Origin of the sequence: Micromonospora sp. A202, from assembly GCF_006715105.1 — a bacterium.
GTDB classification, from domain to species: domain Bacteria; phylum Actinomycetota; class Actinomycetes; order Mycobacteriales; family Micromonosporaceae; genus Micromonospora; species Micromonospora zamorensis.
The window spans coordinates 1,288,534-1,312,200 of sequence record NZ_VFMP01000001.1 but is presented as its reverse complement, the minus strand read 5'-3'; the positions used below and the strand labels follow the sequence as shown (position 1 = coordinate 1,312,200).

Sequence of the window (23,667 nt, the reverse complement as noted above, 5' to 3'; positions counted from 1 at the left end):
GATCAGCCCTCCTCGTCCGGTGCCCCGGTCGGCACCGGGCGCAACGCTAGCGCCACCAGGGGCACCGCCGCGACCGCCGCGAGCAGGGTGAGGACCGGATAACCGGCGAACTGCATGACAAACCCGCTCACCACTGCGGCGGCGGCCCCGGCCAATCCCATGATCAGGTCGGAGAACCCCTGGACGCTCGGCCGGACACCGGCCGGCACCGACTCGGACAGCAGCGTCGAACCGGCCACCATCGTCCCCGACCAGCCCAGCCCGAGCAGGACCAGACCCACCGACAGCCGGGGTGTGTGGTGCCCGGCCGTGCCGGCGACCGCACAGGCGGCCAACAGCAGCCCGACCCCACCGAGGATCACCGCCCGCCGGCCGAACCGGTCGGTGAGCCAACCCACCACCGGGGAGAACGCGTACATGCCCGCGATGTGCAGGCTCAGCACGATGCCGACCAGCCGCAGCACGTCGGCGTCGGCGTGCGACTCGCCGAGCCGGACCGGGGTCATCGCCATCACCGCCACCATCACCAGGTGACCCACCGCCACGGCGGCGATGCCGAGCCGGGCTGCGGGCCGCCCGCGTACCACCGACCAGGCCGTCCGCATCCCGGCGGCACGCGGCGCGCGCACCTTGACCGGCGCGGTGGCCGGCGTCACACCAGCGCCGGCCGCCGGCGCCTCGGCCGCCACGGCGGTCGCCGGCGCGTCGGCTGCCAGCGGCGGGCCGGCGGTCGGTGCGTCGGCCGCCGCGAGCCTGCGCGCGGTGAGCAGCGGGTCGGGCCGGAGCAACCCGAGGAGTACGACGGCAGCCAGCACGAACGCCACCGCGCTGAACGCGAACGGGCCCGCCAGCGGAGGCAGCCCCCAGCCGGTGGTGACCCGGTCGGCCAACGCGGCGAAGTTCGGCGCGGCCACCGCACCGATGGTGGTGGCCCAGACGATGAGGGAGAGCTGCCGGCCTCGACGGGCCGGCTCTGCGAGGTCCACAGCGGTGTAGCGGGCCTGGAGGTTCGCGGCGGTGCCACCGCCGAAGAGCAGCATGCCGAGGAAGAGCAGCGGCACCCAGCGGGTGGCCGCGGCCAGCACCACCAGCACGCCGCCGACGGCACCGATCGCGTACGCCAGCACCAGGCCCGGCCGGCGACCGTGCCGCGCCATGATCCGGGTGACCGGGACGGCGAGCAGCGCGGCGCCGACCACCCCGGCGCTCTGCGCGGCGCCGGCCACCGCGGTCCCGGCGATCCGTGCCGCGAGCAGCGCGCCCACGGCGATGCCGATGGTCACACCGATCCCGCCGATGATCTGGGTGGTGAAGAGCAGCCGCAGGGTACGCCGCTGGATCGACGCGACGTCGGGTCGGGCGACGGTACGCGGCGCGGTCAGGTCGGTCGCCATCGGCGCTCCTCAGGAAGGGATGACCCATCCTCGCGCACCCGCACCGACCAGCGGCAGTGGGTTTTGCCGACAGCAAAACCGACCGCCCCCGACGACCGTCGGCCCGCCCCAAGATCTGCGCAACTTCGGTGAAGTTGCTGTGTCAGCGCGCCCGGAAGCAGCACTTTCCCCGATGTTGTGCGGGCCGTGGCTCTACTCGCGCGGTCGCCGCGGCGGTCGGCAGAGCCGTTGGGCTAATCGGGCAGGGCGCGGGTGACGATGCTGAGGTCGGCGACCAGGCCCTCGTACGCCTTGTCCTGGTCGTCGGCCCGCAGGACGGCGGACGGGTGGATGGTGGCCAGCAGCCGAGCCTGCGGCGCGTCGGCCCGCTTTCCTGCGTTGTCCACCGGCACCTGCTCGAAGTCTGCGGGGTGTTGGGCCGACTCCGGCCAGGGCAGCAGCTCGCCCCGCTGCCGGGTGACCCGGAAGGACGGGCCGAGCAGCGCCTTGGCGGCGGTCGCGCCGAGCACCACCACGATCTCCGGACGCAGGCGGGCGAACTCCGCGACCAACCAGGGGCGGCAGGCGGTGATGTGCGCCTGGTCGGGGGTCTGGTGGATCCGCCGCTTGCCGCGCAACTCGAACCGGAAGTGCTTGACGGCGTTCGTCAGGTAGAGGTGACCCGGGTCCAGCCCGGCGTCGTCGACCGCGCGGCGCAGCAGCCTGCCGGCGGGGCCGACGAAGGGCAACCCCTTCTGGTCCTCCATGTCGCCGGGCTGCTCGCCGACCAGCACCACCCGGGCGCTCTCGTCGCCCCGGCCGAAGACCGTCTGCGAGGCGTCCCGATAGAGCTCACAGCCCCGACAGCCGCCGGCCGCGGTCCGCAGGTCGTCGATGGTGTCGGCATCGGGCGGGATGAACCGCTGGGCGCCCGGGGCGCTGTCGGTCTGCTCAGCCATGCGGACTGTTATATACCTGTTCGATGCTTCGTGCCGGGTGCGACCCGGCGCGGTGTCGCCCGCCGACGCGCGTCAGTACCCGTTGCCGCCGCCGTCGCCGCCGGAAGAGATCGCGATCAGCACGATGACGATGATGATGATCGCCAACGCCACCGCGATCCAGATTCCCTTGCGCGCCCCACCTGAAGCCATGGCCCCCACCTCCGGCGGCCCGCATACCCATCCCGTCCACCCCGAATCACCGCAACCGTGAGCTTTCTGCCGCAACCTGCCGGCCGTGCCTCGGGACGAGGTCTGGTCAGGTGGGGAAGCCCGGCGGCGGGGTGGGGTTGGTGGCGTGGGCCAGGGCGGCGGCCAGGGGTGCCAGGTCGTCGGCGTCCAGGGAGCTGACGGTGACGCGCAGGGCGGGCGGGGCGGCGATCCGGTAGAGGGCGCCGGGGGCCACCGCCCAACCGGCGTCGCGCAACGCGGTGACCGCGCTGGTCTCGTCCTGCACCGGCAGCCAGACGTTGATGCCGCTGCGGCCGTGCGCGCTCAGGCCGTGCTCCGCCAGCGCGGTCAGCAGGCCGTCGCGCCGCTGCTCGTAGCTCTGCGCCGCCCGCCGCACCAGCTCGTCGACCGCCGGGTCCCGCCAGAGGGCGAGGACCAGCCGTTGCAGCACCGTGGAGACCCAGCCGGCACCGACGCGCGTCCGGCCGGCCACCCGGGCCACAGTGGTCTCGTCGCCGACCAGCACCGCGAGCCGCAGGTCGGGGCCGAAGGGTTTGCTCACCGACCGCAGGAAGGCCCAGCTCGCGGTCGCCCCGGCCAGCGGGTGCAGGGGTACGCGGGCCAGTTCGGCGGCGTGGTCGTCCTCGATCAGCAGCACGTCCCGCCGGCCGGCGAGCAGCGCCCGCAGCTCCTCGGCGCGGGCGGCGGAGACGGCTGCGCCGGTCGGGTTCTGCGCCCGGCTGGTGACCACCAGCGCCCGCGCTCCGGCGGCGAGCGCGGCGGCCACCCCGGCCACCAGCGGGCCCTCGTCGTCCAGCGGTACGCCGATCGGGCGCAGCCCCAGCGCGGCGACCAGATCCAGCAGGTTGGCCCAGCCCGGGTCCTCCACGGCCACCGCGTCGCCGGGACGCAGATGGGCGCCGAGCAGCCGCTCGATGCCGTCCAGCGCGCCGCCGGTGAGGGTGAGGTCCCCGGCCGGTACGCCGTCGGCGCCCAGTCGGGCGCGAGCAGCCTCGGCCAGCTCGGGCAGAACGCCGGCATGGGAGTAGCCGACCGGCGGGCCGGCGTCGGCGGCGAGCGCCGCCAGGTGCGGGCCGAGCGGCGGGAGCAACCGGGGATCGGGTTCACCCCGGGACAGGTCACGGGCTCCGGGTAACGGGGTGGGACGCAGCGCGGAGCGGCGGGCGGCCACCGGTGGGCGGGGGCGTACCCGGGTGCCGTGCCGACCGGCGGTGGCGAGCAGACCACGCTGGCGCAGCTCCTGGTAGGCGCGGGCGACGGTGGCCGGGCTGACGCCCAGCTCGGCGGCGAGTGCCCGCACCGGTGGCAGCGCGGCCCCCGGAGGAAGGGCGCCCGTACGGATCCCTGACTCGATGCTGGCCGAAATCTCGACGGCCGTCGTACCACTGAGCTGATAGCGTGCTGACACAAACAGGACATTGTACTAGAACAAAGGGGCGCGCGCATGTATCCACCCACCGCCCGGACCACACCCCACCGTTCCCGCGACCGGATGAGCTACGACCGGGCCGCCGCACACGCCGTGCTCGACGAGGCGTACGACTGCGCGCTCGGCTTCACCGTCGACGGCCAGCCCCGGGTGCTGCCCACCCTGCACGTCCGTATCGGGGACACGCTCTACCTGCACGGCTCCACCGGCAGCCGGCCACTGCTCGCCGCCCGGGGTGAGGGTCTCCCGGTCTGCGTCGCGGTGACAGTGCTCGACGGGCTGGTCTACGCCCGGTCCCAGTTCCACCACAGCGCCAACTACCGCTCGGTCGTCGCGCACGGCACCGCCCGACTGGTCACCGACGAGCGGGAGAAGCTCGCCATGCTCACCGCGCTGGTGGAGAAGGTCGGCGCGGGACGCAGCACCCAGACCCGCCCGCCCAGCCGGCGGGAGTTGGCGGAGACCGCCGTTTTGGCGTTGCCCCTGCACGAGGTGTCCGTCCGGGCCCGCAGCGGTGGGGTGCGCGAGGACGAGGACGACCTGCACCTGCCGCACTGGGCCGGGGTGCTGCCGCTGCGGGTGACCGCCGGGCAACCCAAGCCCGACGCCGGAGTCACCGCACCGCTGCCGGCGTACCTGCGGACGGCCCGCACGCCCTGGCACGACCCCGTGACGCTGCACGGCGAGCACGTCCGGCTGGAGCCGCTGGACCTGGCGCACGCCGACGAGCTGCACGCCGCCACCGGGGACGCGGAGGTGTGGCGGCACCTCAGCGTCGCACCACCGACCTCCCCCGCCGAAACCGCCGACGTGATCAGCACCGCCCTGACCGCCCAGCACCGTGGCGAGCGGGTGGCCTGGGTGCAGCGGTGCGCGGCGACCGGGGCGGTGGTCGGCAGCACGTCCTACTACGAGATCGACCCGGAGCGGCGGTCGGTGGCGATCGGGCACACCTTCCTCGGCCGACCCTGGTGGCGTACCGGGATCAACACCGAGGCGAAGTTGCTGCTGCTCAGCCGGGCCTTCGACGACCTGGGCGCGGTACGGGTGGCGTGGCACACCGACATCCGCAACGTCCGCTCCCAGGCGGCCATCGAACGCCTCGGCGCGACCCGGGAAGGGGTGCTGCGGATGCACCGGCAACGCCCGGACGGCTCCTGGCGGGACACCGTCCAGTACGCGATGACCGTCGACGAGTGGCCGAACGCACAGGCCACGCTGCGAGAAAGGCTTCTGCGGACGGCACCGGTGGCGTGATGATGGCGGGCGTGCTGGGGATCACCGACATCTGGACGTACGTGCTGGGCACCGTGGCCATCATTCTGCTGCCCGGGCCAAACTCACTCTTCGTGCTCTCGACCGCGGCCAAACGGGGTGTCGCGGTCGGCTACCGGGCCGCCGCTGGCGTGTTCGTCGGCGACTGGGTGCTGATGTTCCTCTCCGCCGCCGGGGTGGCGTCGCTGCTCAAGGCGTACCCCCCGTTGTTCATGGTGATCAAGTACGCGGGTGCCGCGTACCTCGGTTATGTCGGGGTGACGATGCTGCTCGGCGCCTGGCGGCGCTGGCGCGACCGCAACGACCCGAGCACGCCGCGGCTCATCGACGCCGCGGAGCCGGCGGCGATGCGCAGCCCGTTCCGCAAGGCGCTGGTGATCAGCCTGCTGAACCCGAAGGCGATCCTGTTCTTCATCTCGTTCTTCATCCAGTTCGTCGACCCCGGCTACGCCTGGCCGGCGCTGTCGTTCCTGCTGCTCGGCCTGATCGCCCAGGTGACCAGCGCGCTGTACCTGACCGCGTTGATCTTCGCGGGCACCTTCCTGGCCTCGCAGTTCCGCCAGCGCCGCCGCCTGGCGGCCGGCGGCACCACCGCCGTGGCAGCTCTGTTCCTGGCCTTCAGCCTCAAGCTGGCCACAGCCAGCGCCGGCTGACCCGGCTGCGGGGTCAGGTGCCGTCGCCGCCGCCGGAGCCGCCTCCTCCCACGCCGGCACCGCCGGCGGTGCCGCCGAGGCCGTAACCGGGTCGGATCGGCTCGTCGGGGTGGCGGCTGACGTGGGCGGACCCCGCTATCTGCGCGGACCAGTCGGCGTGCGCGGCCGCGGCGGCGTGCCGGTTGATCGCCTGCCGGATCCAGCCGTCGACGGTGGCGACCCAGTCCCGCCGCTCGGCGTCCTCGTGCCAGATCCGGAACCGGCTGATGCTCTGGTGGGTGATCCCGGCCAGCGCCAGCCGACGATCCATCCAGAGGATCGCCTCCAGGCCCGCCGAGTTCGTCACGAAGATCACCTCCAGCTCGGTGATCGGGCCGGCGTAGAGCGGCCCCACCCAGTAGCCCCAGCGCTGGTGCAGGGGCAGGGTGTGCTCCACCCCGGGCAGCCCGCCCTGCAGCAACCCGGACTGACGGATCATGAAACCGAGGGTGTCCAGCGCCGCCAGCACGTGCTGCTGCGTCGGGAGCGGATGCACGAAGACCGGCACCATGGCGCCCTGGTCGAGATCGGGGTCGAGCGACACCTCGGTCCGCAGACCCATCCGCAGGCTCAGCAGCGGCACCCCACCGAACGTGGTCACCGGGGTCTCCCAGGGCAGCGGCAACGCGAAGTCGACCGCCCGCCGCCGACCAGCGGGCACGACGAACCGGCCGGCGATCGGTAGTTGGTGGAACTGCATGAGACGCCGGGGGGCCGCCGGGTCGTCAGGTTCGACAGTGGTGACGAGACCGAGCCGGATATGCCGCACCAGCACGTCCTCCGGCCCGGCCGCGAGGGTCACCCGCCCCGGCAGGCGCAGGCCCGGCCGGGTGCTCGGGTTGGGGAGCGTGGTCTGCACGGACAGCCCGGTCCCGCCGGACTCCGGGGACACTCCCGTCAACCGCACCGCGCGCCCCCTCCCGGGACGGGGCCCCGCCGGCCCCCACCAGGCGCGCCTACCCGGTCGGGGTCGGCTCAAGCCCGCTGCCGTGCCGACCGCCGACCCGGCCGCACTTCGTCAGTGCGGCCGGGTCGGCAGGTCAGCGCAACCGACGCCCGCGCGGGACCGTGTCGGTCTCGTCGTCGAACTCGCCGATGACCTCCTCCAGGAGGTCCTCCAGCGCGACGAACCCGATCGGCCGGGCCGGGCCACCGCCGTTGCGCACCAACGCGAGCTGCGACTGCCGCGCCCGCATCGCCGCCACCGCCTCGGTGACCGAGGACGTCGCCGGCAGGGTGAACGCGGGTGTCATCAACTCGCCGGCGGTGGCGACGCGACCGGTGGTGACCACCCGCACCGCCTCCCGGACGTGCACGAGGCCGCAGACGTCGCCCGCCTCGTCGAGCACCGCGAGCCGGGACCGCCCGCTGTCGCGGCTGACCTCCTCGATCCGCCCGGCCGGGTCCTCCCGACGGACGGTCACCATGGTGGCGAACGGCTCCATCACCTGCGCCACCGACGTGCCCTGCAACTCCAGCATGCTGGTCAGCAGCTGGTGCTGCTCGGCGCCGAGCAGCCCGTGCTCACGGGACTGCTCCAGCAGGATCCGCAACTCGTCCGGGCCGTGCACCTGGGCGAGCTGGTCCTGCTGGTTGACCCCGAACAGCCGCAGGATCGCGTTGGCCAGGGCGTTGAGCGCGGACAGCACCGGCCGGGACACCCGGGCGAAGGCGCGGAACGGCAGAGCGAGCAGCGTCGCCGAGCGCTCCGCGTCGGTGATCGCCCAGGACTTCGGTGCCATCTCCCCCACCACCAGGTGCAGGAAGGTGACCACCCCGAGGGCGAAGATCAGGGCGATCAGGTGACTGGCCGCGTCCGGCAGGCCCACCGCGTGCAGCAGAGGGCTGAGCAGGTGCTCGATCGCCGGCTCGGCCAACGCGCCGAGACCCAGTGTGCACAGCGTGATGCCGAGCTGCGCCCCGGCCAGCATCAGCGACAGCTCGCGGACGCCGTCCAGCGCGGCGCGAGCCGCCCGACCACCGTTCGCCGCCGCCTGCTCCAGGCGGTAGCGCTTGCTGGCCACCAGGGCGAACTCGGCGGCCACGAAGAACCCGTTCAGCGCCAGCAGGACCACCGAACTGAACAGCGCGATCCCGGGGCTCATCGGTGCCTTCCTTCATTCGCGACTGCGGGGCTCGCAAGCTCACTCCTCGCGCTCACGCGCTCACCCCCGGTTTGGTGAGCTGAAGCCGCACCGAGTCGGCCACGTGCCGGTCCACGGCCAGCACCTCGACCAACGCGCGGGGCTCCGCCTCGTCGACCTCGCCGTCCGCCCCCTCGGGTTGCAGGCTGATCTCCAGCCGGTCACCGACCTCCGGCACCCGACCCAGCTCCCGCATCACCAACCCGGACAGGGTGTCGTACTCCGGGGCCTCGGGCAGGGCGATGCCGGTGCTGTCGGCGACTTCGTCGATCCGCCAGCGGGCCGGCACCACCCAGGACCCGTCGTCCTGCCGGGCGGGTGCCCGCTCCGGTGGGTCGTCCTCGTCCCGGATCGGGCCGACCAGCTCCTCGGCGATGTCCTCCAGCGTGATCACGCCGGCGAAGCCGCCGTACTCGTCGACCACACACGCCATCTGCCGATGACCGGACCGCAGGCGGTCGAGCACCGTGGGCAGGGGCAACGTCTCCGGTACGAGCAGCGGCGGCCCCGCCACCGCACTCACCGGGGTGGTCGCCCGCTCCCCCGGGGGTACGCCGAGCACGTCGGCGATGCCGACCACGCCGATCAGGTCGTCGACGCCCTCCGTACCGCGTACCGGGAAGCGGGAGTGGCCGGTGTCCAGGAGCTCGACCACCCGGCTGACCGGCTCGTGCGCCCGTACGGTGTGCACGTCGACCCGGGGCACCATGGCCTCCCCGGCGGTCAGCTCCCGGAAGTCCAGACCTCGGTCGAGCAGCGTGGACATCTCGACGTCGAGGCTGCCCTCCTCGCGGGACTCGGCGATGATCTGTTCCAGGTCCGCCGGGGTGGCGCCGCTGGGCAGCTCCTCGATCGGCTCGATGCCGATCCGGCGCAGCAGGCGTACCGATGCCCGGTCGAAGAGGTGGATCAGCGGACCGGCGACGGCCAGGTAGATCAGGGTGGACCGGCTCAGCGCCCGGGTCAGTTGCTCGGCCCGCGCGATGGCCAGGTTCTTCGGGGCCAGCTCGCCGAGGACCATCTGCACGATGGTGGCGATGACCAGGGCCAACGCCACCGAGAGCGGCAGGCTGACCGCCTCGCTGACGCCCGCCACGCCGAACAGGTCGGCGAGGCCGCCGCCGAGGAACGGCTCGGCGACGTAACCGACCAGCAGGGCGGTGACGGTGATGCCGAGTTGGGCGCCGGAGAGCATGAAGGAGAGCCGGCTGGTGACGGTCAGGGCCCGGGCGGCGGCGGCGTCGCCGTCATCGGCAAGCTGGCGCAGCTTGCCCCGGTCCACGGCGACATAGCCGAACTCCTGCGCCACGAAATAGCCGGTGGCGGCAGTGAGGAGAGTAATCAGAAGGAGACCAACGACGATCAACACGGGTCGCTCAGGGCTCCCGGGGTCGTCGGTACGGGGATATGCCGGGCACGACCCGGCTGGCTACTGCTGCCCTCCTGGGCAGAAGAGTCGATCATGCCGCTATTTTATCGGCGCTGGCTGGGACTCCGCTGGGGGTGGGCCGAAGGAGCGGATCGTCCGGTTCGCCGACACCATCCCAGGCCGTCACGCCGGCCCCGCCGGCCCCGTGCCGGAACCGCGTTCGGCCAGCTCATCGGCGTCGAGGAGACTCCGGTCGAGTCGCCCCGACCGGTACGCGGCACGCCCGATCATCTGGGCCGCGACCGGTGCGGTCGCCAACTGGAAGACCGCCACCAGCAGGATCATGCCCAGGTCCGCCGGGGACCGCAGCCGCAACATGATCCCCAGCAGCAACAGCAGCACCCCGAGCACCTGCGGCTTCGTGGCCGCGTGCATCCGGCTCAGCGCGTCCGGGAACCGCAGCACGCCGATCGCGGCGGCCAGGCCGAGCACGGCACCGGCCACCAGACAACCGGCGCCCAGCCAGTCCGCGATCGTGGCGATCACTGCTGCTCCCGGACCGCGAAGCGGACCAGCGACACCGAGCCCACGAAGCCGAGCAGGGAGAGCACCACCAGCACGGGCAGTGTGGTGGCGTGCCGGTTGACCGCCGCCTCGGCGCCCACCGCGCCGACCATGGTGGCGAGCAGCATGTCCGCGGCGATCACCCGGTCCACCAGTGACGGGCCACGGTAGAGGCGCACCAGCGCGAGCAGCGCGGTCACCGACAGCAGGACGGTGAGGACGACGGCCAGGAACGTGGTCACGAACGGGTTCCCTTCTCGGACGGGTCGGTCTCGATGCGGCGCAGTTCGGCGGCCGAGCCCACCGCACGGACGATCCGCCGCTCGATGGTGAGGGTGCGTTGCCGGGCCACCTCCAGGTCAGCCGGCCCGTGGGTGTCCAGCACGTGGAGGTAGAGCGTTCCGGAATCCCTGTCCACCTCGAGGATCAACGTGCCCGGCACCAGCGAGACCGCCTCGGCGGTGAGCGCCAGGTTCAGGTCGCTGGGCACCCGCAACTGGACTCCGACGATCGCCCCGCGCGGCCGGTAGCCGGGTTGCACGGCGATCCGGGCGACGTGCAGGCTCGCGCTGACCAACTCGACGACGAACCGGCCGGCGAAGACCAGCAGCGCCCAGGGCCGCAGCCGGCCGCCGAAGCTGACCGCCGGCAGCGGGTAGAACACCAGCACCGCGCTGCCCACCAGCAGGCCGCCGACCAGGTTGCCCCAGTTGATGTCGCCCCAGAGCAGGTTCCAGACCACCACCAGCCACCCGAGCGCCACCACCTGGTCGCGCCAGCGCCCGATCCGGCCGCGCCCCACCACGGCGGGCCCGGGGGCGTCGGCAGCTGGCTCAGGGGTGCCGGTCACGGCACACCGCCCGGCAGCACGGCATGCACGTACGGGGTGCGCAGCCGCAGGTCGGCGGCCGCGTCCGTGGTGACGTCGAAGAGCGGACCGGCCAGCAGGGTCAGCCCCAGCCCGAGGGTGACCAGGGCAACGGTGGCCCCGATCATCAGCCTCGGCAGTGGCACAGCCGGCTCGCTGGTGGCCAGCCGGGGCGCGCGCCAGAAGGCGATGTTCCACACCCGGGACGCCACGTAGAGGGTGAGCAGGCTGGTCACCGTGCCAGCCGCCACCAGCACCCCGGGCAGCGGCCCGCCGGCCGCCACCCCGGCCTGGAGCAGGCCGAGCTTGCCGAGGAAACCGGAGAACGGCGGCACACCGGCGAGGTTCATGGCCGGGACGAAGAACAGCACGCCCAGCAGCGGCGCCACCCGGGCCAGCCCGCCGATGCGGCGCAGGTCCGTGCTGCCCGCGCGCTCCTCGACCAGCCCGGCGACGAGGAACAGCGTGGTTTGGATGGTGATGTGGTGCACCACGTAGAAGATCGCGCCGGAGAGCCCGGCGACGGTGCTCAACGCCACCCCGAAGATCATGTAGCCGATGTGGCTGACCAGGGTGAACGAGAAGAGCCGCTTCAGATCGGACTGGGCCACCGCGCCGAGGATGCCGATCACCATGGTCAGACCGGCGACGACCATGAGCAACGTGTCCGCGTGCCCGCCGGGAAACAGCAACGTCTCGGTGCGGATGATCGCGTACACGCCCACCTTGGTGAGCAGGCCCGCGAAGACGGCGGTGACCGGGGCCGGTGCGGTGGGATAGCTGTCCGGCAACCAGGCCGACAGCGGGAAGACCGCCGCCTTGATCGCGAACGCCAGCAAAAGCATCAGCTCCAGGGCCAGTCGGACGCCGTCGGGCAGGTCGTCGAGACGCTGGGCGAGCTGGGCGAGGTTGAGCGTGCCGGTGGCCGCGTACACCAGACCCACCGACGTCAGGAAGATCATCGAGGAGAGGATGCTGACCACCACGTACGTCGACCCGGTGCGGATCCGGGTCTCGGTGCCTCCCAGCGTGATCAGCACGAAGCTCGCGGCCAGCAGGATCTCGAAGCCGACGAAGAGGTTGAACAGGTCACCGGCCAGGAACGCGTTGGTGACGCCCGCGGTGAGCACCAGGTACGTCGGGTGGAAGATCGACACCGGGGCGGACTCGCTCGTCTCGCTGCCGCCCTGGCCGATCGAATACAGCAGCACGCAGAGGGTCACCGCCGACGAGACCACCACCATCAGCGCGGCCAACTGGTCGGCGACCAGCACGATGCCAACCGGTGCCGGCCACCCACCGACCGCCACCACCACCGGCCCGTGCCGGTACGCCTGCACGAGCAGCAGCAACGCCACGGCGAGAGTGCCGCCCAGGCAGAACACGCTGATCGCGCGCTGGAGTCGGGGCTTCCCGGCCAGCAGCAGGGTCAGCGCCGCACCGAGCAGTGGCACCACCACCGGCAGCGGCACCAACGCGCTCATCACGACTCCTTCCCCCGTCGGAGCCGACGGCGGGCGGGCTCGGGATCGACCTGCTCCGGGTCGGCGTCCGGGCCCTCTCCACCGTGGTCGACGGCGCCCGCCTCGTTCCGGTCCGCCCGGCGGATGATCTGCCGGTCCTCCAGGTCGTCGGGCACCTCGTCGTCGCCGGTGAGATACCAGCTGCGGTACGCCACCGCGAGCAGGAACGCGGTGAACCCGAAGGTGATCACGATGGCGGTCAACACCATCGCCTGCGGCAGCGGATCACTCATCTGCCCCACCGCGCCGGTGCCGACGATCGGCGCCCCACCCGAGCGCCCACCCAGCAGGATCAACAGGTTCACCCCGTTGCCGAGCAGGATCACCCCGAGCAGGATCCGGGTCAGGCTGCGCTCCAACAGCAGGATCACCCCGCACCCGACCAGCACCGCGACGGCCAGCACCAGCACCAGCGTCGGTCCCGCACCGCTCTCCGTCACTGTTCCGCCTCTGTTCGCGACTGCGGGGCTCGCAAACCCGGCCCACTCCTCGCGCTCATGACCGGTCCCCCTTGTCGACGGCCAGGCCGCCGGTGGCCGTTCCGGTGGCCTCGATGTGCCGGTCCACCTCGGCGCCGAGGCTGCGCAGGATGTCCAGCACCAACCCGATCACGACCAGGTACACACCGATGTCGAAGAAGAGCGACGTGACCAGGTGGACGTCCCCGATCAGCGGCAGGGACCGGTCGACCTTGGCGCTCTCCAGCACCGACCCGCCGACCAGCAGCGCCACCACTCCGCTGCCCACCGCCATGGCCAGGCCGGCGCCGAGGATCGGACCGGCGCCGACCGGCGCCGCCTCGGTCAGCTCGTACCGACCGCCAGCCAGATAGCGGACCACCAGGGCGAGACCCGCCACCAGACCGCCGGCGAAGCCGCCGCCCGGCGCGTTGTGCCCGGAGAACAGCAGGAAGAGGGAGAACAGCACCACGGTGTGGAAGATCAGCCGGATGACCACCTCCAACACGATCGAGCGGCGCTCCTCGTAGAGGGTGGGACCGCCGCGCAGCCACACCGGCCGGCCGGGTTCGTCCACCCGCTGATCGGACTCCGGTCGGCGCGGTCGCGGCCCGGTCCGGGACCGCTCGAAGATCAGGCTGGCCACCCCGGTCGCGGCCACCACCAGCACCGACAGCTCGCCCATGGTGTCCCAGGCCCGGATGTCGACCAGTGTCACGTTGACCACGTTGCGGCCGTACCCCTCCAGCACCGCAAGGTCCGGGAAGGCGGCACTGATGTCCGGTGCCCGGCGGGCGCCGACGGCGGTGAGGGCCAGTCCGGCGGCCACCACACCCACCGCCACCCCGATCGCCCGACGGACCCAGCGGGTCCGCCGCAACGGACGGGCCGAGAAACGCTCCGGCAGGCGCCGCAGCACCAGCACGAAGACCGCGATCGTCGCGGTCTCCACCAGGAACTGGGTGAGCGCCAGGTCGGGCGCGCCGTGCAGGACGAACAGCATCGCGGTGCCGTAGCCGGTCATCCCCACCAGCAGCATCGCGGTCAGGCGACGGCGGGCACCGACCGCCAGCACCGCGGCGACCGCGATCACCAGGACGACCACCGGTTGCAGCGGGCTGTCCCAGAGCGGGATCCGGGCCCTCCACGGGCTGGCGGAGATCATCGCCGTGCCGGGCACCAGCACCAGGGTGATCAGGATGATGCCCAGATACTGCGGCAGGGAACCGCGCTGGGTCGCGCCGGTGACCTCGATGGCCAACCGGTCGAACCGGCCCACGACCCACTCGTACCCCTGGTTGCCTCCCACCGGCGAGCGGAGCCGGGTCAGCACCGGGGCCAACGGCCCGCGCACGGCGAACAGCAGGCCGCCACCGACGAGCGCCACCACGGACAGGGCGAGCGCCGGGGTCGGCCCGGACCAGAGCGCCAGGTGCACGTCGACCCCACCGAGCAGATCGGCGTACGGACGCAGCAGCTCGTCCAGCACACCCGCGGCCGGGCCGGCGAGCAGACCGACCCCGGCGAGCACCGCCGGCGGGACCAGCAGGGACGCGGCGATGGGTTCCGACTGGACCGGTTCCACCCCCGGCCGGTCGGCGAACGCACCCCAGAGGAAGCGTGCGCTGTAAGCGACGGTGAGCACCGTCCCGGCGACCAGGCCGGTGAGGAGCACCGGCTGATCGGTGAACGCCCCGAACACCGCCTCCTTGGACACGAAGCCGACCAGCGGCGGCACACCGGCCATCGACGCCGCGGCCAGCACCGCGACCACGAACAGCGGCCTGGACCAGTGCCGCAGCCCGGACAGCTCGCGCAGGTCACGGGTGCCGGCGCCGTGATCGATGACGCCGACGACCAGGAACAACGCCGACTTGAACAACGCGTGCGCCAGCAGCATCGCCGCGCCGGCCAGAGCGGCGTCCGGGGTGCCGGACCCGGTCACCGCGATCAGGAGGCCGAGCTGACTGACCGTCCCGTACGCCAGCAGCAGCTTCAGATCGGTCTGCCGCAACGCGGCCCAACCGCCGAGCAGCATGGTGGCCACGCCGGCGATCTGCACCACCGGTCGCCACGGACCGACAGTGGCGAGCGCCGGCGCGAGCAGCCCGACCAGGTAGACGCCGGCCTTGACCATGGCGGCGGCGTGCAGGTACGCGCTGACCGGCGTGGGTGCCGCCATCGCGACCGGCAGCCAGGAGCTGAAGGGCAGGATCGCCGACTTGGACAGCGCACCGGCCAGGATGAGCAGCACGGCGCCCACCAGGTAGCCGCCGCCGGGCAGTGGCTGGGCGACGATCTCCGACCAGCGGTAGGTGCCGGCGTGCTCGCCCAGCATGATGAACCCGACCAGCATGGCGAGCCCACCCAGCGTGGTGACGGTCAACGCCTGCGCCGCCGCCCACCGGCTGGAGCGCCGTTCGGTGCTGTGCCCGATCAGCAGGTACGAGAAGATCGTGGTCAGTTCCCAACCGACGTAGAGCAGCAGCAGGTCGTCGGCGAGGACCAGGACGAGCATCGCGCCGGCGAACGCGACCAGGACCCCGGCGAACTGCGCGAGGCCTATCGAGCGGGCGTCGAAGTAGCGGGCACTGTAGATGAGCACCAGCGCACCGATGCCGCCGATCAGCAGCGTCATCAACCAGGACAGCGTGGTGAGCCGCAAGGCGATGTCCAGGCCCAACTGCCCGATCCACGGGTACGTCTCGACCACGGCCCCGCCGTCGCTGACAGCCGGGGTGCGGGCCAGCGCCCAGCAGAACGCGGCGGCTGGCGCCAGCGCCAGGGCGTAGCAGGCATTGGATCCCCACCACCGCACGAGCAGAGGCGCGGCGAGAGCCGCCACGAGGTGGAGGACGAGCAGTACCAGCACCTGCGCTCCCGATCGAGGTGGCCGACGCCCGTGCAGCGGTGGCGCCTAGCAGCGATCAGACGCCAGTTCGTGGCCCTCCGGGCGGTTTTGCCAGAATTCGTCAGTGAAGCAGGGTGTTGGCCAGGGGTTGGGCATCGTCGGGTGCGGGGCGGTCGCGGCGCAGCTCAGCCAGCAGGTCGAGGCGGCCGAGCTGACGCGCGACCCGGTCGACCACCCGTTCCGCGGCGGCCAGTGAGCGCACCGACAGCAACCGGCCCCGGCTCTCCCGGCGCAGCACGAAGTAGTGGACGGCGACGCGCACCTGGCCGCGATCGGCGGCGCTCGCCTGGGCGGTGCAGAGGACCAGCTCCCGCAGGCAGCGGGCGAGGCGTTCGGCAAGGTCGAGCTCGGGGCCGTGCAAACCGCCACGGAGTGCGGCAAGGTGGCTGTCGACCTTGCGAATCAGCACGTCGGTGCCCGGTTCGATGGTGCGCTGCTCGCCGGCCATCAAATCCCCTCACCCCGGTTCGCGTTGCGGGTGAAGTTACTTTATGTTGCTCCGTACAAGCAAGCAGTTAAGTGAGACTTAACGGATCAAGCGCACCTTCCACGCTTTTTGCTAGTGTCGGGGCGCATTCCCCCGGGGTCGCTCGTGGTTGTCGTACCGGCGGGGCACGATGGACCGGTGACCGGGGCAGACGCAGACACCGGCGCGGTGCTCGCCGGGTTCGGTCCGGCCACCCGCGCCTGGTTCGACGCCGCCTTCGCCGCTCCCACCCCCGCGCAGACCGGCGCCTGGCGCTCGGTCGCCGCCGGTCGCAACGCCCTCGTGGTGGCACCCACCGGCTCGGGCAAGACGCTCGCGGCCTTCCTCTGGTCACTGGACCGGCTGGCCCGCGAGCCGGCACCGGCCGAGGCCCGCCAGCGGTGTCGCGTGCTCTACGTCAGCCCCCTCAAGGCCCTCGCCGTCGACGTGGAGCGCAACCTGCGCGCCCCACTGGCCGGGATCCGGCAGGCAGCGACACGGTTGGGCGTCGCACCACCCGACATCACTGTCGGCATGCGCACCGGCGACACCCCGGCCGACGAGCGGCGCGCCTTCGCCCGCACCCCACCGGACATCCTCATCACCACTCCCGAGTCGTTGTTCCTGCTGCTCACGTCTGCGGCGCGCGATTCGCTGCGCGGCGTCCAGACGGTGATCGTCGACGAGGTGCATGCGGTGGCCGGCAGCAAACGCGGCGCCCACCTCGCCCTCTCCCTCGAACGCCTCGACGAGCTGCTGCCCGCTCCGGCGCAGCGCATCGGGCTCTCCGCCACCGTCCGCCCGATCGACGCCTGCGCGCAGTTCCTCGGCGGCGCCCGCCCGGTCGACGTGGTGCAGCCGGCCACCGCCAAGACCATCGAGGTCAGCGTGCAGGTCCCGGTGGAGGACATGACCCGCCTGGACGAGCAGGAGCAACCGGAGGACGACCTCGGCGGCCTCGGGCCACGCCGCGCGTCGATCTGGCCGGCCGTGGAGGAGCGGGTCTTCACCCTCATCGGGCAGCACCGCTCGACCATCGTCTTCACCAACTCGCGCCGCAGCGCCGAGCGACTCTGCGCCCGGCTCAACGAGCTGGCCGCCGAGGCGGCGGCCGCCGCGTCGGACGACGGCGCGATCGGCGTACCGGAAGGGTTGCCGGCCGGCGACGATCCGGCGGGTGGCGCGCAGCGGTGGGGTGACCCGGCCGGTCCGGTGCGCAACCGGCCGCCGGCCGAGGTGATGGCCCAGTCCGGCGCGGCCACCGGCGCGGCGCCGGTGATCGCTCGCGCCCACCACGGCAGCGTCTCCCGGGAGGAGCGCAAACACATCGAGGAGGCGCTCAAGTCCGGCCAGTTGCCGGCGGTGGTGGCCACCTCCAGCCTGGAGCTGGGCATCGACATGGGCGCTGTCGACCTGGTGGTGCAGATCGAGGCGCCGCCCAGCGTGGCCTCCGGCCTGCAGCGGGTCGGCCGGGCCGGGCACCAGGTGGGCGCGATCTCGCGCGGGGTGGTCTTCCCCAAGCACCGCGGCGACCTGCTCTCCTGCGCGGTGGTCGCCGAGCGGATGGCCGACGGCGCGATCGAGGAGCTGCACTACCCACGCAACCCACTGGACGTGCTGGCCCAGCAGATCGTCGCGATGGTGGCACTGGAGCCGTGGCCGCTGGGCGACCTGGCCGTGCTGGTCCGCCGGGCCGCGCCCTTCGCCGAGCTGCCCGACTCCGCGCTGCACGCCGTGTTGGACATGCTCTCCGGCCGTTACCCGTCCACCGCCTTCGCCGAGCTACGCCCCCGACTGGTCTGGGACCGGGCCACCGATCTGCTCACCGGCCGTCCCGGCGCGCAGCGGCTCGCCGTGACCAGCGGCGGCACGATTCCCGACCGGGGCCTGTTCGGGGTGTTCCTGGCCGGCGCCGAGCGGGCCGCCCGGGTGGGCGAGCTGGACGAGGAGATGGTCTACGAGTCCCGGGTCGGCGACGTCTTCCTGCTCGGCTCCTCCTCCTGGCGGATCGAGGAGATCACGCCCGACCGGGTGCTGGTCTCGCCCGCCCCCGGTCAGGCCGCGCGGATGCCGTTCTGGAAGGGCGACCAGCTGGGCCGGCCGGTGGAGCTGGGCCGGGCCATCGGCGCCCGGGTGCGCACCCTGCTGCGACAGACTGACGAGGCGGCGCTGGCCGCCCTGCGTGACGGCGGTCTGGACGACTGGGCCGCCAGCAACCTGATGGCCTACCTGCGCGAGCAGCGGGAGGCCACCCGCTCGCTGCCCGACGACCGCACGGTCGTGGTCGAGCGGTTCCGCGACGAGCTGGGCGACTGGCGGCTCGCCGTGCACAGCGTCCTCGGCGCCCGCGTCAACGGGCCATGGGCGCTCGCCGTGGGCCGCCGGCTCGCCGAACGGTACGGGGTGGACGCCCAGGTGATGCCCTCCGACGACGGCATCGTGGTCCGCCTTCCGGACACCGCGGACGAGCCGCCCGGCGCCGACGTGGTGGTCTTCGAGCCCGACGAGATCACCCAGCTCGTGGAGGAGTCGGTCGGCACCTCCGCGCTCTTCGCCGCCCGCTTCCGGGAGTGCGCCGCCCGGTCACTGCTGCTGCCCCGCCGCGACCCGCGCCGCCGCCAGCCGCTCTGGCAGCAGCGCCAACGCGCCGCGCAACTGCTCGACGTCGCCCGCGAGTACGCGGACTTCCCGGTCACCCTGGAGGCTGCCCGGGAGTGCCTTCAGGACGTCTTCGACCAGCCGGCGCTGGCCGGCCTGATGCGCGACCTGGCCACCCGCAAGGTGCGGCTGGTCGAGGTCGAGACCAGCGCGCCGTCGCCGTTCGCCCGGTCGCTGCTCTTCGGCTACGTCGGCGCGTTCCTCTACGAGGGCGACGCGCCGCTCGCCGAGCGTCGCGCCGCCGCGCTCGCCCTGGATTCCACCCTCCTCGGTGAGCTGCTGGGCCGGGTCGACCTGCGCGAGTTGCTCGACCCGGCCGTGCTCACCGAGACCGATCGGCAGCTGCGCTGGCTGACCGAGCAGCGCCGCCCCCGCGATGCGGAGGACGTCGTCGAGCTGCTGCGGGTGCTCGGTGACCTGAGCGACGCCGAGTTGACCGAGCGGGGTGTGCCGGAGGCCTGGCTGACCGAGCTGGAGGCGACCCGCCGCGTGCTGCGGGTCCGCATCGCCGGCGAACAGCGCTGGGTGGGTGTCGAGGACGCCGCCCGTCTGCGCGACGCCCTCGGCGTGGCGTTGCCGGTCGGGGTGGCCGAGGCGTACCTCGCCCCGGTGGCCGATCCGCTCGGTGACCTAGTGGCCCGCTACGCCCGCACCCACGGGCCGTTCGCCGCGGCCAGCTGCGCGGCCCGCTTCGGGTTGGGCGTGTTCGTCGTCGAGCAGGCGCTGCGTCGGCTCGGTGCCACCGGGCGGGTGGTCTCCGGTGAGTTCACCCCGGATTCGGCCGGCGCCCAGTGGTGCGACGCCGAGGTGCTGCGGATGCTGCGCCGCCGCTCGCTCGCGGCGCTGCGCCGGGAGATCGAGCCGGTGCCGCCCCGGGCGCTGGCCGCGTTCCTGCCCCGCTGGCAGCAGGTCGGCTCGTCCGCCCGAGGTGTGGAGGCGCTCGCCGCGACGGTGGAGCAGTTGCAGGGCGCGGCGGTGCCGGCGTCCGCCCTGGAGCGGTTGGTGCTGCCCGGTCGGGTCGCCGACTACTCCCCTGCCCAGCTCGACGAGCTGTGCGCCAGCGGGGAGGTCCTCTGGGCCGGGTCGGGAGCGATCTCCGGCGGCGACGGTTGGGTCACCCTCGCGTACGCGGACGCCGCACCGCTGCTGCTCCCGCCGCCCGACGAGGCGCTGACCCGCACCCCGCTGCACGACGCGGTGCTCGACGCGCTCGGCGACGGGCAGGCGCTGTTCTTCCGGCCGCTGGCCGACCGGGTCGGCTCGACCGACGACGCGGCGTTGACCACGGTGATCTGGGATCTGGTGTGGGCCGGGCACCTCACCAACGACACCCTGGCGCCGCTGCGCGCGGTGCTCGGTGCGGGCGGGGCGCACCGCTCGCGGCCCTCCGCGCCGCGCACCCGTTACCGGCGGCCCGGTCGGGTGGCGCTGCCCACCCGGGGTGGTCCGCCGACCGTCGCCGGTCGCTGGTCACGCCTCCCGGAGCGGGACGTCGACCCGACGCGACGTGCCGCCGCGCTCGCCGACGTCCTGCTGGAGCGGCACGGGGTGGTCACCCGCGGCGCGGTGATGGCCGAGCAGGTGGTCGGCGGCTTCTCGGCGGTCTACCCGGTGCTGTCGGCGTTGGAGGAGCGTGGCGCGGCCCGTCGGGGTTACTTCGTCGAAGGGTTGGGCGCGGCGCAGTTCGCGGTGCCCGGCGCGGTGGACCGACTGCGCGCCCTGGCGGAGCCCGCCGACGGCGCCCGTGGCCGGGGCACCCCGGCCACGGTGCTCGCGGCCACCGACCCCGCCAACCCGTACGGCGCGGCGCTGCCCTGGCCGGAACGGGTGCTCGACTCCGGCGACGGGGCCGCCCCGGCGACCGGGCACCGGGCCGGCCGCAAGGCCGGTGCGCTGGTGGTGCAGGTCGGTGGCGACCTCGTCCTCTACGTCGAACGCGGCGGCCGGACGCTGCTCTCCTTCAGCGACGACACCGACACCCTGGCCGCGGCCGGCAAGGCTCTCGCCGACGCCGTTCACTCCGGGGCGTTGGGCGCGATGTCGGTGGAGCGGGCCGACGGCGAGGCGGTGCACTCCTCACCGCTGCGCGACGCCCTGACCGCCGCCGGCTTCCGGGCCACCCCCCGCGGCCTGCGCCTGCGCGGCTGACCCGCCAGCCCGCCCGGCCGCTCCCGACCGCCCGCTCGGCGCTTGTCGGGCGATGCCACACAGACCGTGGCTCAGCGCAGTCCGTCGAGCACCTTCTCGTAGCGCGGGCGGTCGGCGGCCGGGGTCTTCGCCTCCAGATAGTTCAGCACCACCGCGCCACGCTGGTACGACTGGCCGCCCCAGGTTTCCGCGATGTCACTGGCACTCGTGTCGTCCGGGAACACGTAGACCGTGACCGCGTCGGTGGCGATCAGCTCGGAGCAGCCCAGACCGAGGCCGTCCGGGCCACAGTCGGCGGAACGGTCCTTCGGGCGCGGCACCTTCAGGCCAGCGGCCCGGAAGGCGTCGACGACCTGCTTCGCACCGGGCGCACTGGCCGGACGTTTTGGCAGCACCACCGGTGGCGGGCTGGCCGGCCGGCGCTGGGTCGGACCCTGCGCCCCGGCGGAAGGTGACACCGGGGCGACCAGCGCGCTCGTGGTGGGGGACGTCGGCGCGCTCGGAACGCCGGTGGGGGTCACCTCGGACGAGGCGGATGGGGCTGCGCTCGACCGGCTGTCGTCGTCACTGCCGCAACCGGCGGTGAGGGCAACGGCGATCAGCAGGGCTCCGACGGCGGGCAGGCTCCGAATTGTCACCAGGGCAGTCTGCCCAACGGCTTCCGGCGACGGGAGGGGCCGGTCGGTCACTGCGCTGTCCCGTATCCGCCACCCACCGATGGACCACTCGACGCAGGTACGATCCCGGCCGGCAGGGCGGCGACGGCGACGAGCGGAGGCCGGGGCGTGGGTGGGTTCGAGGTAAGGGCGATCCGACCCGACGAGCGGACGGCCGGTCGACGCGCTGCACGAGCGCGAGTGGGGCGGCCCGTACGAGTGGCGGCCCGACCCCGGGCGTTAGCCCACGGTAGGGCTCCCCGGGGTGTCTCCCGAGGGACCTCCTGCGGGTATCGGGCCGATGTTCGACTGTGGAATGCTGCCCCGGTGGGTGAACAAGTGGTTCCCGTGGGTTGTCCCTGCTGTGCATCCCGGACCGGCGGGGGGACCTGCCCGGTCTGTTTCTGGACCGACGACGGCCAGACCGACGCGGACGCCGACGCCGTCCGGGGTGGCCCCAACGGCGACCTGAGCCTCTCGCACGCTCGACTCAACTACGCCGTCTACGGTGCCAGCCACCCGCGCTACCAGGACATGGTGCGCCAGGCCCGCCCCGACGAGCGCCCCTGACGCAGCGCTCGACGGGGCGGGCACGGGTCAGCAGACCGGCACGCTGCCGCCGTACACGCTCGAAATGTAGGCGTGGCTGACGTACTGGCCGGTGGTCAGGCGGTTCCAGCGGGTGGTGGTGCGGTACGGGCCGGCCACCGACTGACCGGTGACGTAGCACTGGATCGGCACGTGGGCCAGCCGGGCGGCGAGACCACGGGTCGCGTACGACGTGCTGGCCCCGGAGCGGATGTTGAGCGGGCCGTCACCGACCACGCCACGCGGCCCTCCGCCGGTCCACAGGTAGGCGACGTCCACCCAGGCGTTCGTGGTCAACCGCAGACCGTCCCAGAAGGTGCCGTCGGCCAGGTCGATGCCGGCCGGGTTGAGCACCGTACGCCCGAACTGGTCCCGCCCGCCGTTGTAGCCGGACTGGTACGCGGCCTGCGCCTCGGGGCGGCCCTGCGGCAGGTTCTTCCAGTTCTCCCGCACCGACGAGGGGTTCCAGTAGTCGTCGCGGGTGTTCCACGGACCGACGTCCCAGACCGGGGCGTACTCGCAGCGGGCGCCGCTGGTCGTGCAGACCCGCACTGTGTAGTCGCCGGTGTTGAGCGGGGAGAGACCGCGCCGCGACGGGAGTGCCACGAAGTGGTCCCGGGGTTGCACGGTACGGCCGTTGGCGGTCACCTCGCCGACCAACCCGATCCGGGTGGCGTACACCCGGTAGGTGCGGCCGGGCGTGGCGGCGGAGACGGCGGCGGTCGCGTCGGCGGTGAGCCGCACGCCGCTCACGGTCGCGGTGGCCCCGCCGTTGGGCGCGGTCAGCACCACCCGGGTCTGCACCCGGGTGACCGGCCGGTCGAAGACCGCACCGCCGGTGGCGGCCTGCCACTCCGTCCAGCCGGCGGTCCGCCAGCCGCGGACCTGCGCCTCCACTGTCGCCCCGCCGGGGACCGAGGCGCTGATCTCGGCGCGGACCCGGGTGGCCGGCCGGGCCAGGGTGCGGGGCGTGGTCAGCAGCATGCCCTCGGCGACAGCGCTGTGTGGGCTTCGGGCGCGGTGGCCGGTGGCCAGGGCCTCCCGCAGTCGCAGCCCGGCAGAGGTGCGGCGGACGTTGACGTCGTCGCGGTCGACGACCGAGACATCGACGTCCCACCGTTCGCCACCGGGCGCCCCGGCGGTGAGGATGATCGGACTGCCGGCGACGGGTGTGGCCCGGTCTGCGCTGGTGGCGGGCAGGAACGCGGCGGCGAGCAACAGGGAGAGAGTGGCGACGAGGGCGACGGATGGAATACGACAACGAGGTCGCGTCATGGGCATTCTCCTCAGAACCCCCTGACCTTCGCATGTCGGGAGATCATGAGGAAGCTGTGTACAAATAGCGACACATGCGA

Annotated in this window: 19 protein-coding genes; 4 read left to right on the top strand and 15 right to left on the bottom strand. The window is 73.2% G+C overall.

The features are described 5' to 3' along the window. Positions 1-2: 2 nt before the first annotated feature. The 3 genes from FBZ33_RS06125 to FBZ33_RS06115 all read right to left on the bottom strand — a co-directional run bounded on the left by FBZ33_RS06125 (position 3) and on the right by FBZ33_RS06115 (position 3,971). A complete protein-coding gene (locus FBZ33_RS06125; protein WP_141908304.1) occupies positions 3-1,394 on the bottom strand; it encodes an MFS transporter in 1,392 nt (463 codons plus the stop codon). Positions 1,395-1,627: 233 nt separating this feature from the next. Then, positions 1,628-2,332, bottom strand: a complete 705-nt coding sequence (locus tag FBZ33_RS06120) for a UdgX family uracil-DNA binding protein (protein WP_141908303.1) — start codon at positions 2,330-2,332, stop codon at positions 1,628-1,630. 298 nt (positions 2,333-2,630) lie between these two features. After that, positions 2,631-3,971, bottom strand: coding sequence for an aminotransferase class I/II-fold pyridoxal phosphate-dependent enzyme (locus FBZ33_RS06115; protein WP_141908302.1), 1,341 nt, complete (start codon positions 3,969-3,971; stop codon positions 2,631-2,633). 36 nt (positions 3,972-4,007) lie between these two features. On the opposite strand from FBZ33_RS06115, the gene FBZ33_RS06110 reads away from it, so the two are divergent. Together FBZ33_RS06110 and leuE are read left to right on the top strand one after the other, a co-directional pair. After that, on the top strand, positions 4,008-5,249 hold the full coding sequence (locus FBZ33_RS06110) for a bifunctional pyridoxamine 5'-phosphate oxidase family protein/GNAT family N-acetyltransferase (protein ID WP_141908301.1): 1,242 nt from the start codon (positions 4,008-4,010) through the stop codon (positions 5,247-5,249). Beyond that, a complete protein-coding gene (gene leuE / locus FBZ33_RS06105) occupies positions 5,249-5,920 on the top strand; it encodes a leucine efflux protein LeuE (protein ID WP_088946751.1) in 672 nt (223 codons plus the stop codon). The genes FBZ33_RS06110 and leuE overlap by 1 nt, the downstream gene beginning before the upstream one ends. Positions 5,921-5,933: 13 nt before the next feature. On the opposite strand, the gene FBZ33_RS06100 is transcribed toward leuE, so the two are convergent. From FBZ33_RS06100 to FBZ33_RS06055, 10 genes are all read right to left on the bottom strand, one after another. Continuing rightward, positions 5,934-6,866 (bottom strand): sporulation protein, encoded by a 933-nt coding sequence (locus FBZ33_RS06100; RefSeq protein ID WP_088946750.1) that lies wholly within the window; start codon positions 6,864-6,866, stop codon positions 5,934-5,936. Between the two features lie 133 nt (positions 6,867-6,999). Further along, positions 7,000-8,064: a hemolysin family protein gene (locus FBZ33_RS06095; protein WP_141908300.1), complete on the bottom strand. Its 1,065-nt coding sequence runs from the start codon at positions 8,062-8,064 to the stop codon at positions 7,000-7,002. A 52-nt stretch (positions 8,065-8,116) separates the two neighbouring features. After that, entirely contained in the window at positions 8,117-9,472 is a 1,356-nt protein-coding gene (locus tag FBZ33_RS06090; protein ID WP_141908299.1) for a hemolysin family protein, read from the bottom strand. Between the two features lie 183 nt (positions 9,473-9,655). Then, positions 9,656-10,015 (bottom strand): monovalent cation/H(+) antiporter subunit G, encoded by a 360-nt coding sequence (gene mnhG, locus FBZ33_RS06085; RefSeq protein WP_141912432.1) that lies wholly within the window; start codon positions 10,013-10,015, stop codon positions 9,656-9,658. Further along, positions 10,015-10,278 (bottom strand): monovalent cation/H+ antiporter complex subunit F, encoded by a 264-nt coding sequence (locus FBZ33_RS06080; RefSeq protein WP_088946747.1) that lies wholly within the window; start codon positions 10,276-10,278, stop codon positions 10,015-10,017. Before FBZ33_RS06080 ends, mnhG begins: the two co-directional genes overlap by 1 nt. Continuing rightward, positions 10,275-10,886: a Na+/H+ antiporter subunit E gene (locus FBZ33_RS06075; protein ID WP_141908298.1), complete on the bottom strand. Its 612-nt coding sequence runs from the start codon at positions 10,884-10,886 to the stop codon at positions 10,275-10,277. The genes FBZ33_RS06080 and FBZ33_RS06075 overlap by 4 nt, the downstream gene beginning before the upstream one ends. After that, the gene (locus tag FBZ33_RS06070) at positions 10,883-12,388 is read right to left on the bottom strand and encodes a Na+/H+ antiporter subunit D (RefSeq protein ID WP_141908297.1); all 1,506 of its coding nucleotides are present in this window, start codon (positions 12,386-12,388) and stop codon (positions 10,883-10,885) included. Before FBZ33_RS06070 ends, FBZ33_RS06075 begins: the two co-directional genes overlap by 4 nt. Continuing rightward, positions 12,388-12,867, bottom strand: a complete 480-nt coding sequence (locus FBZ33_RS06065) for a Na(+)/H(+) antiporter subunit C (RefSeq protein WP_088946744.1) — start codon at positions 12,865-12,867, stop codon at positions 12,388-12,390. The genes FBZ33_RS06070 and FBZ33_RS06065 overlap by 1 nt, the downstream gene beginning before the upstream one ends. Before the next feature lie 55 nt (positions 12,868-12,922). Then, entirely contained in the window at positions 12,923-15,757 is a 2,835-nt protein-coding gene (locus tag FBZ33_RS06060) for a Na+/H+ antiporter subunit A (protein WP_141908296.1), read from the bottom strand. Positions 15,758-15,857: 100 nt separating this feature from the next. Beyond that, on the bottom strand, positions 15,858-16,244 hold the full coding sequence (locus FBZ33_RS06055; protein WP_141908295.1) for a hypothetical protein: 387 nt from the start codon (positions 16,242-16,244) through the stop codon (positions 15,858-15,860). A gap of 177 nt (positions 16,245-16,421) precedes the next feature. On the opposite strand from FBZ33_RS06055, the gene FBZ33_RS06050 reads away from it, so the two are divergent. Further along, positions 16,422-21,068, top strand: coding sequence for an ATP-dependent helicase (locus FBZ33_RS06050; RefSeq protein ID WP_141908294.1), 4,647 nt, complete (start codon positions 16,422-16,424; stop codon positions 21,066-21,068). Positions 21,069-21,139: 71 nt separating this feature from the next. Here the strand turns inward: FBZ33_RS06050 and FBZ33_RS06045 are convergent, their stop codons facing one another. Further along, on the bottom strand, positions 21,140-21,706 hold the full coding sequence (locus FBZ33_RS06045) for a hypothetical protein (protein WP_141908293.1): 567 nt from the start codon (positions 21,704-21,706) through the stop codon (positions 21,140-21,142). A 345-nt stretch (positions 21,707-22,051) separates the two neighbouring features. Here FBZ33_RS06045 and FBZ33_RS06040 point away from each other — a divergent pair, with 345 nt between their 5' ends. Next, positions 22,052-22,294, top strand: coding sequence for a CPCC family cysteine-rich protein (locus tag FBZ33_RS06040; RefSeq protein ID WP_088946738.1), 243 nt, complete (start codon positions 22,052-22,054; stop codon positions 22,292-22,294). Between the two features lie 27 nt (positions 22,295-22,321). Here the strand turns inward: FBZ33_RS06040 and FBZ33_RS06035 are convergent, their stop codons facing one another. Further along, positions 22,322-23,587 (bottom strand): hypothetical protein, encoded by a 1,266-nt coding sequence (locus FBZ33_RS06035; protein WP_141908292.1) that lies wholly within the window; start codon positions 23,585-23,587, stop codon positions 22,322-22,324. Positions 23,588-23,667 lie beyond the last annotated feature (80 nt).

Excerpts from the sequence above, each read along its gene's own strand:
- FBZ33_RS06125 (WP_141908304.1), bottom strand. The coding sequence starts at position 1,394 with ATGGCGACCGACCTGACCGCGCCGCGTACCGTCGCCCGACCCGACGTC.
- FBZ33_RS06120 (WP_141908303.1), bottom strand. The coding sequence starts at position 2,332 with ATGGCTGAGCAGACCGACAGCGCCCCGGGCGCCCAGCGGTTCATCCCG.
- FBZ33_RS06110 (WP_141908301.1), top strand. The coding sequence starts at position 4,008 with ATGTATCCACCCACCGCCCGGACCACACCCCACCGTTCCCGCGACCGG.
- leuE (WP_088946751.1), top strand. The coding sequence starts at position 5,249 with ATGATGGCGGGCGTGCTGGGGATCACCGACATCTGGACGTACGTGCTG.
- FBZ33_RS06095 (WP_141908300.1), bottom strand. The coding sequence starts at position 8,064 with ATGAGCCCCGGGATCGCGCTGTTCAGTTCGGTGGTCCTGCTGGCGCTG.
- FBZ33_RS06070 (WP_141908297.1), bottom strand. The coding sequence starts at position 12,388 with ATGAGCGCGTTGGTGCCGCTGCCGGTGGTGGTGCCACTGCTCGGTGCG.
- FBZ33_RS06055 (WP_141908295.1), bottom strand. The coding sequence starts at position 16,244 with ATGGCCGGCGAGCAGCGCACCATCGAACCGGGCACCGACGTGCTGATT.
- FBZ33_RS06035 (WP_141908292.1), bottom strand. The coding sequence starts at position 23,587 with ATGACGCGACCTCGTTGTCGTATTCCATCCGTCGCCCTCGTCGCCACT.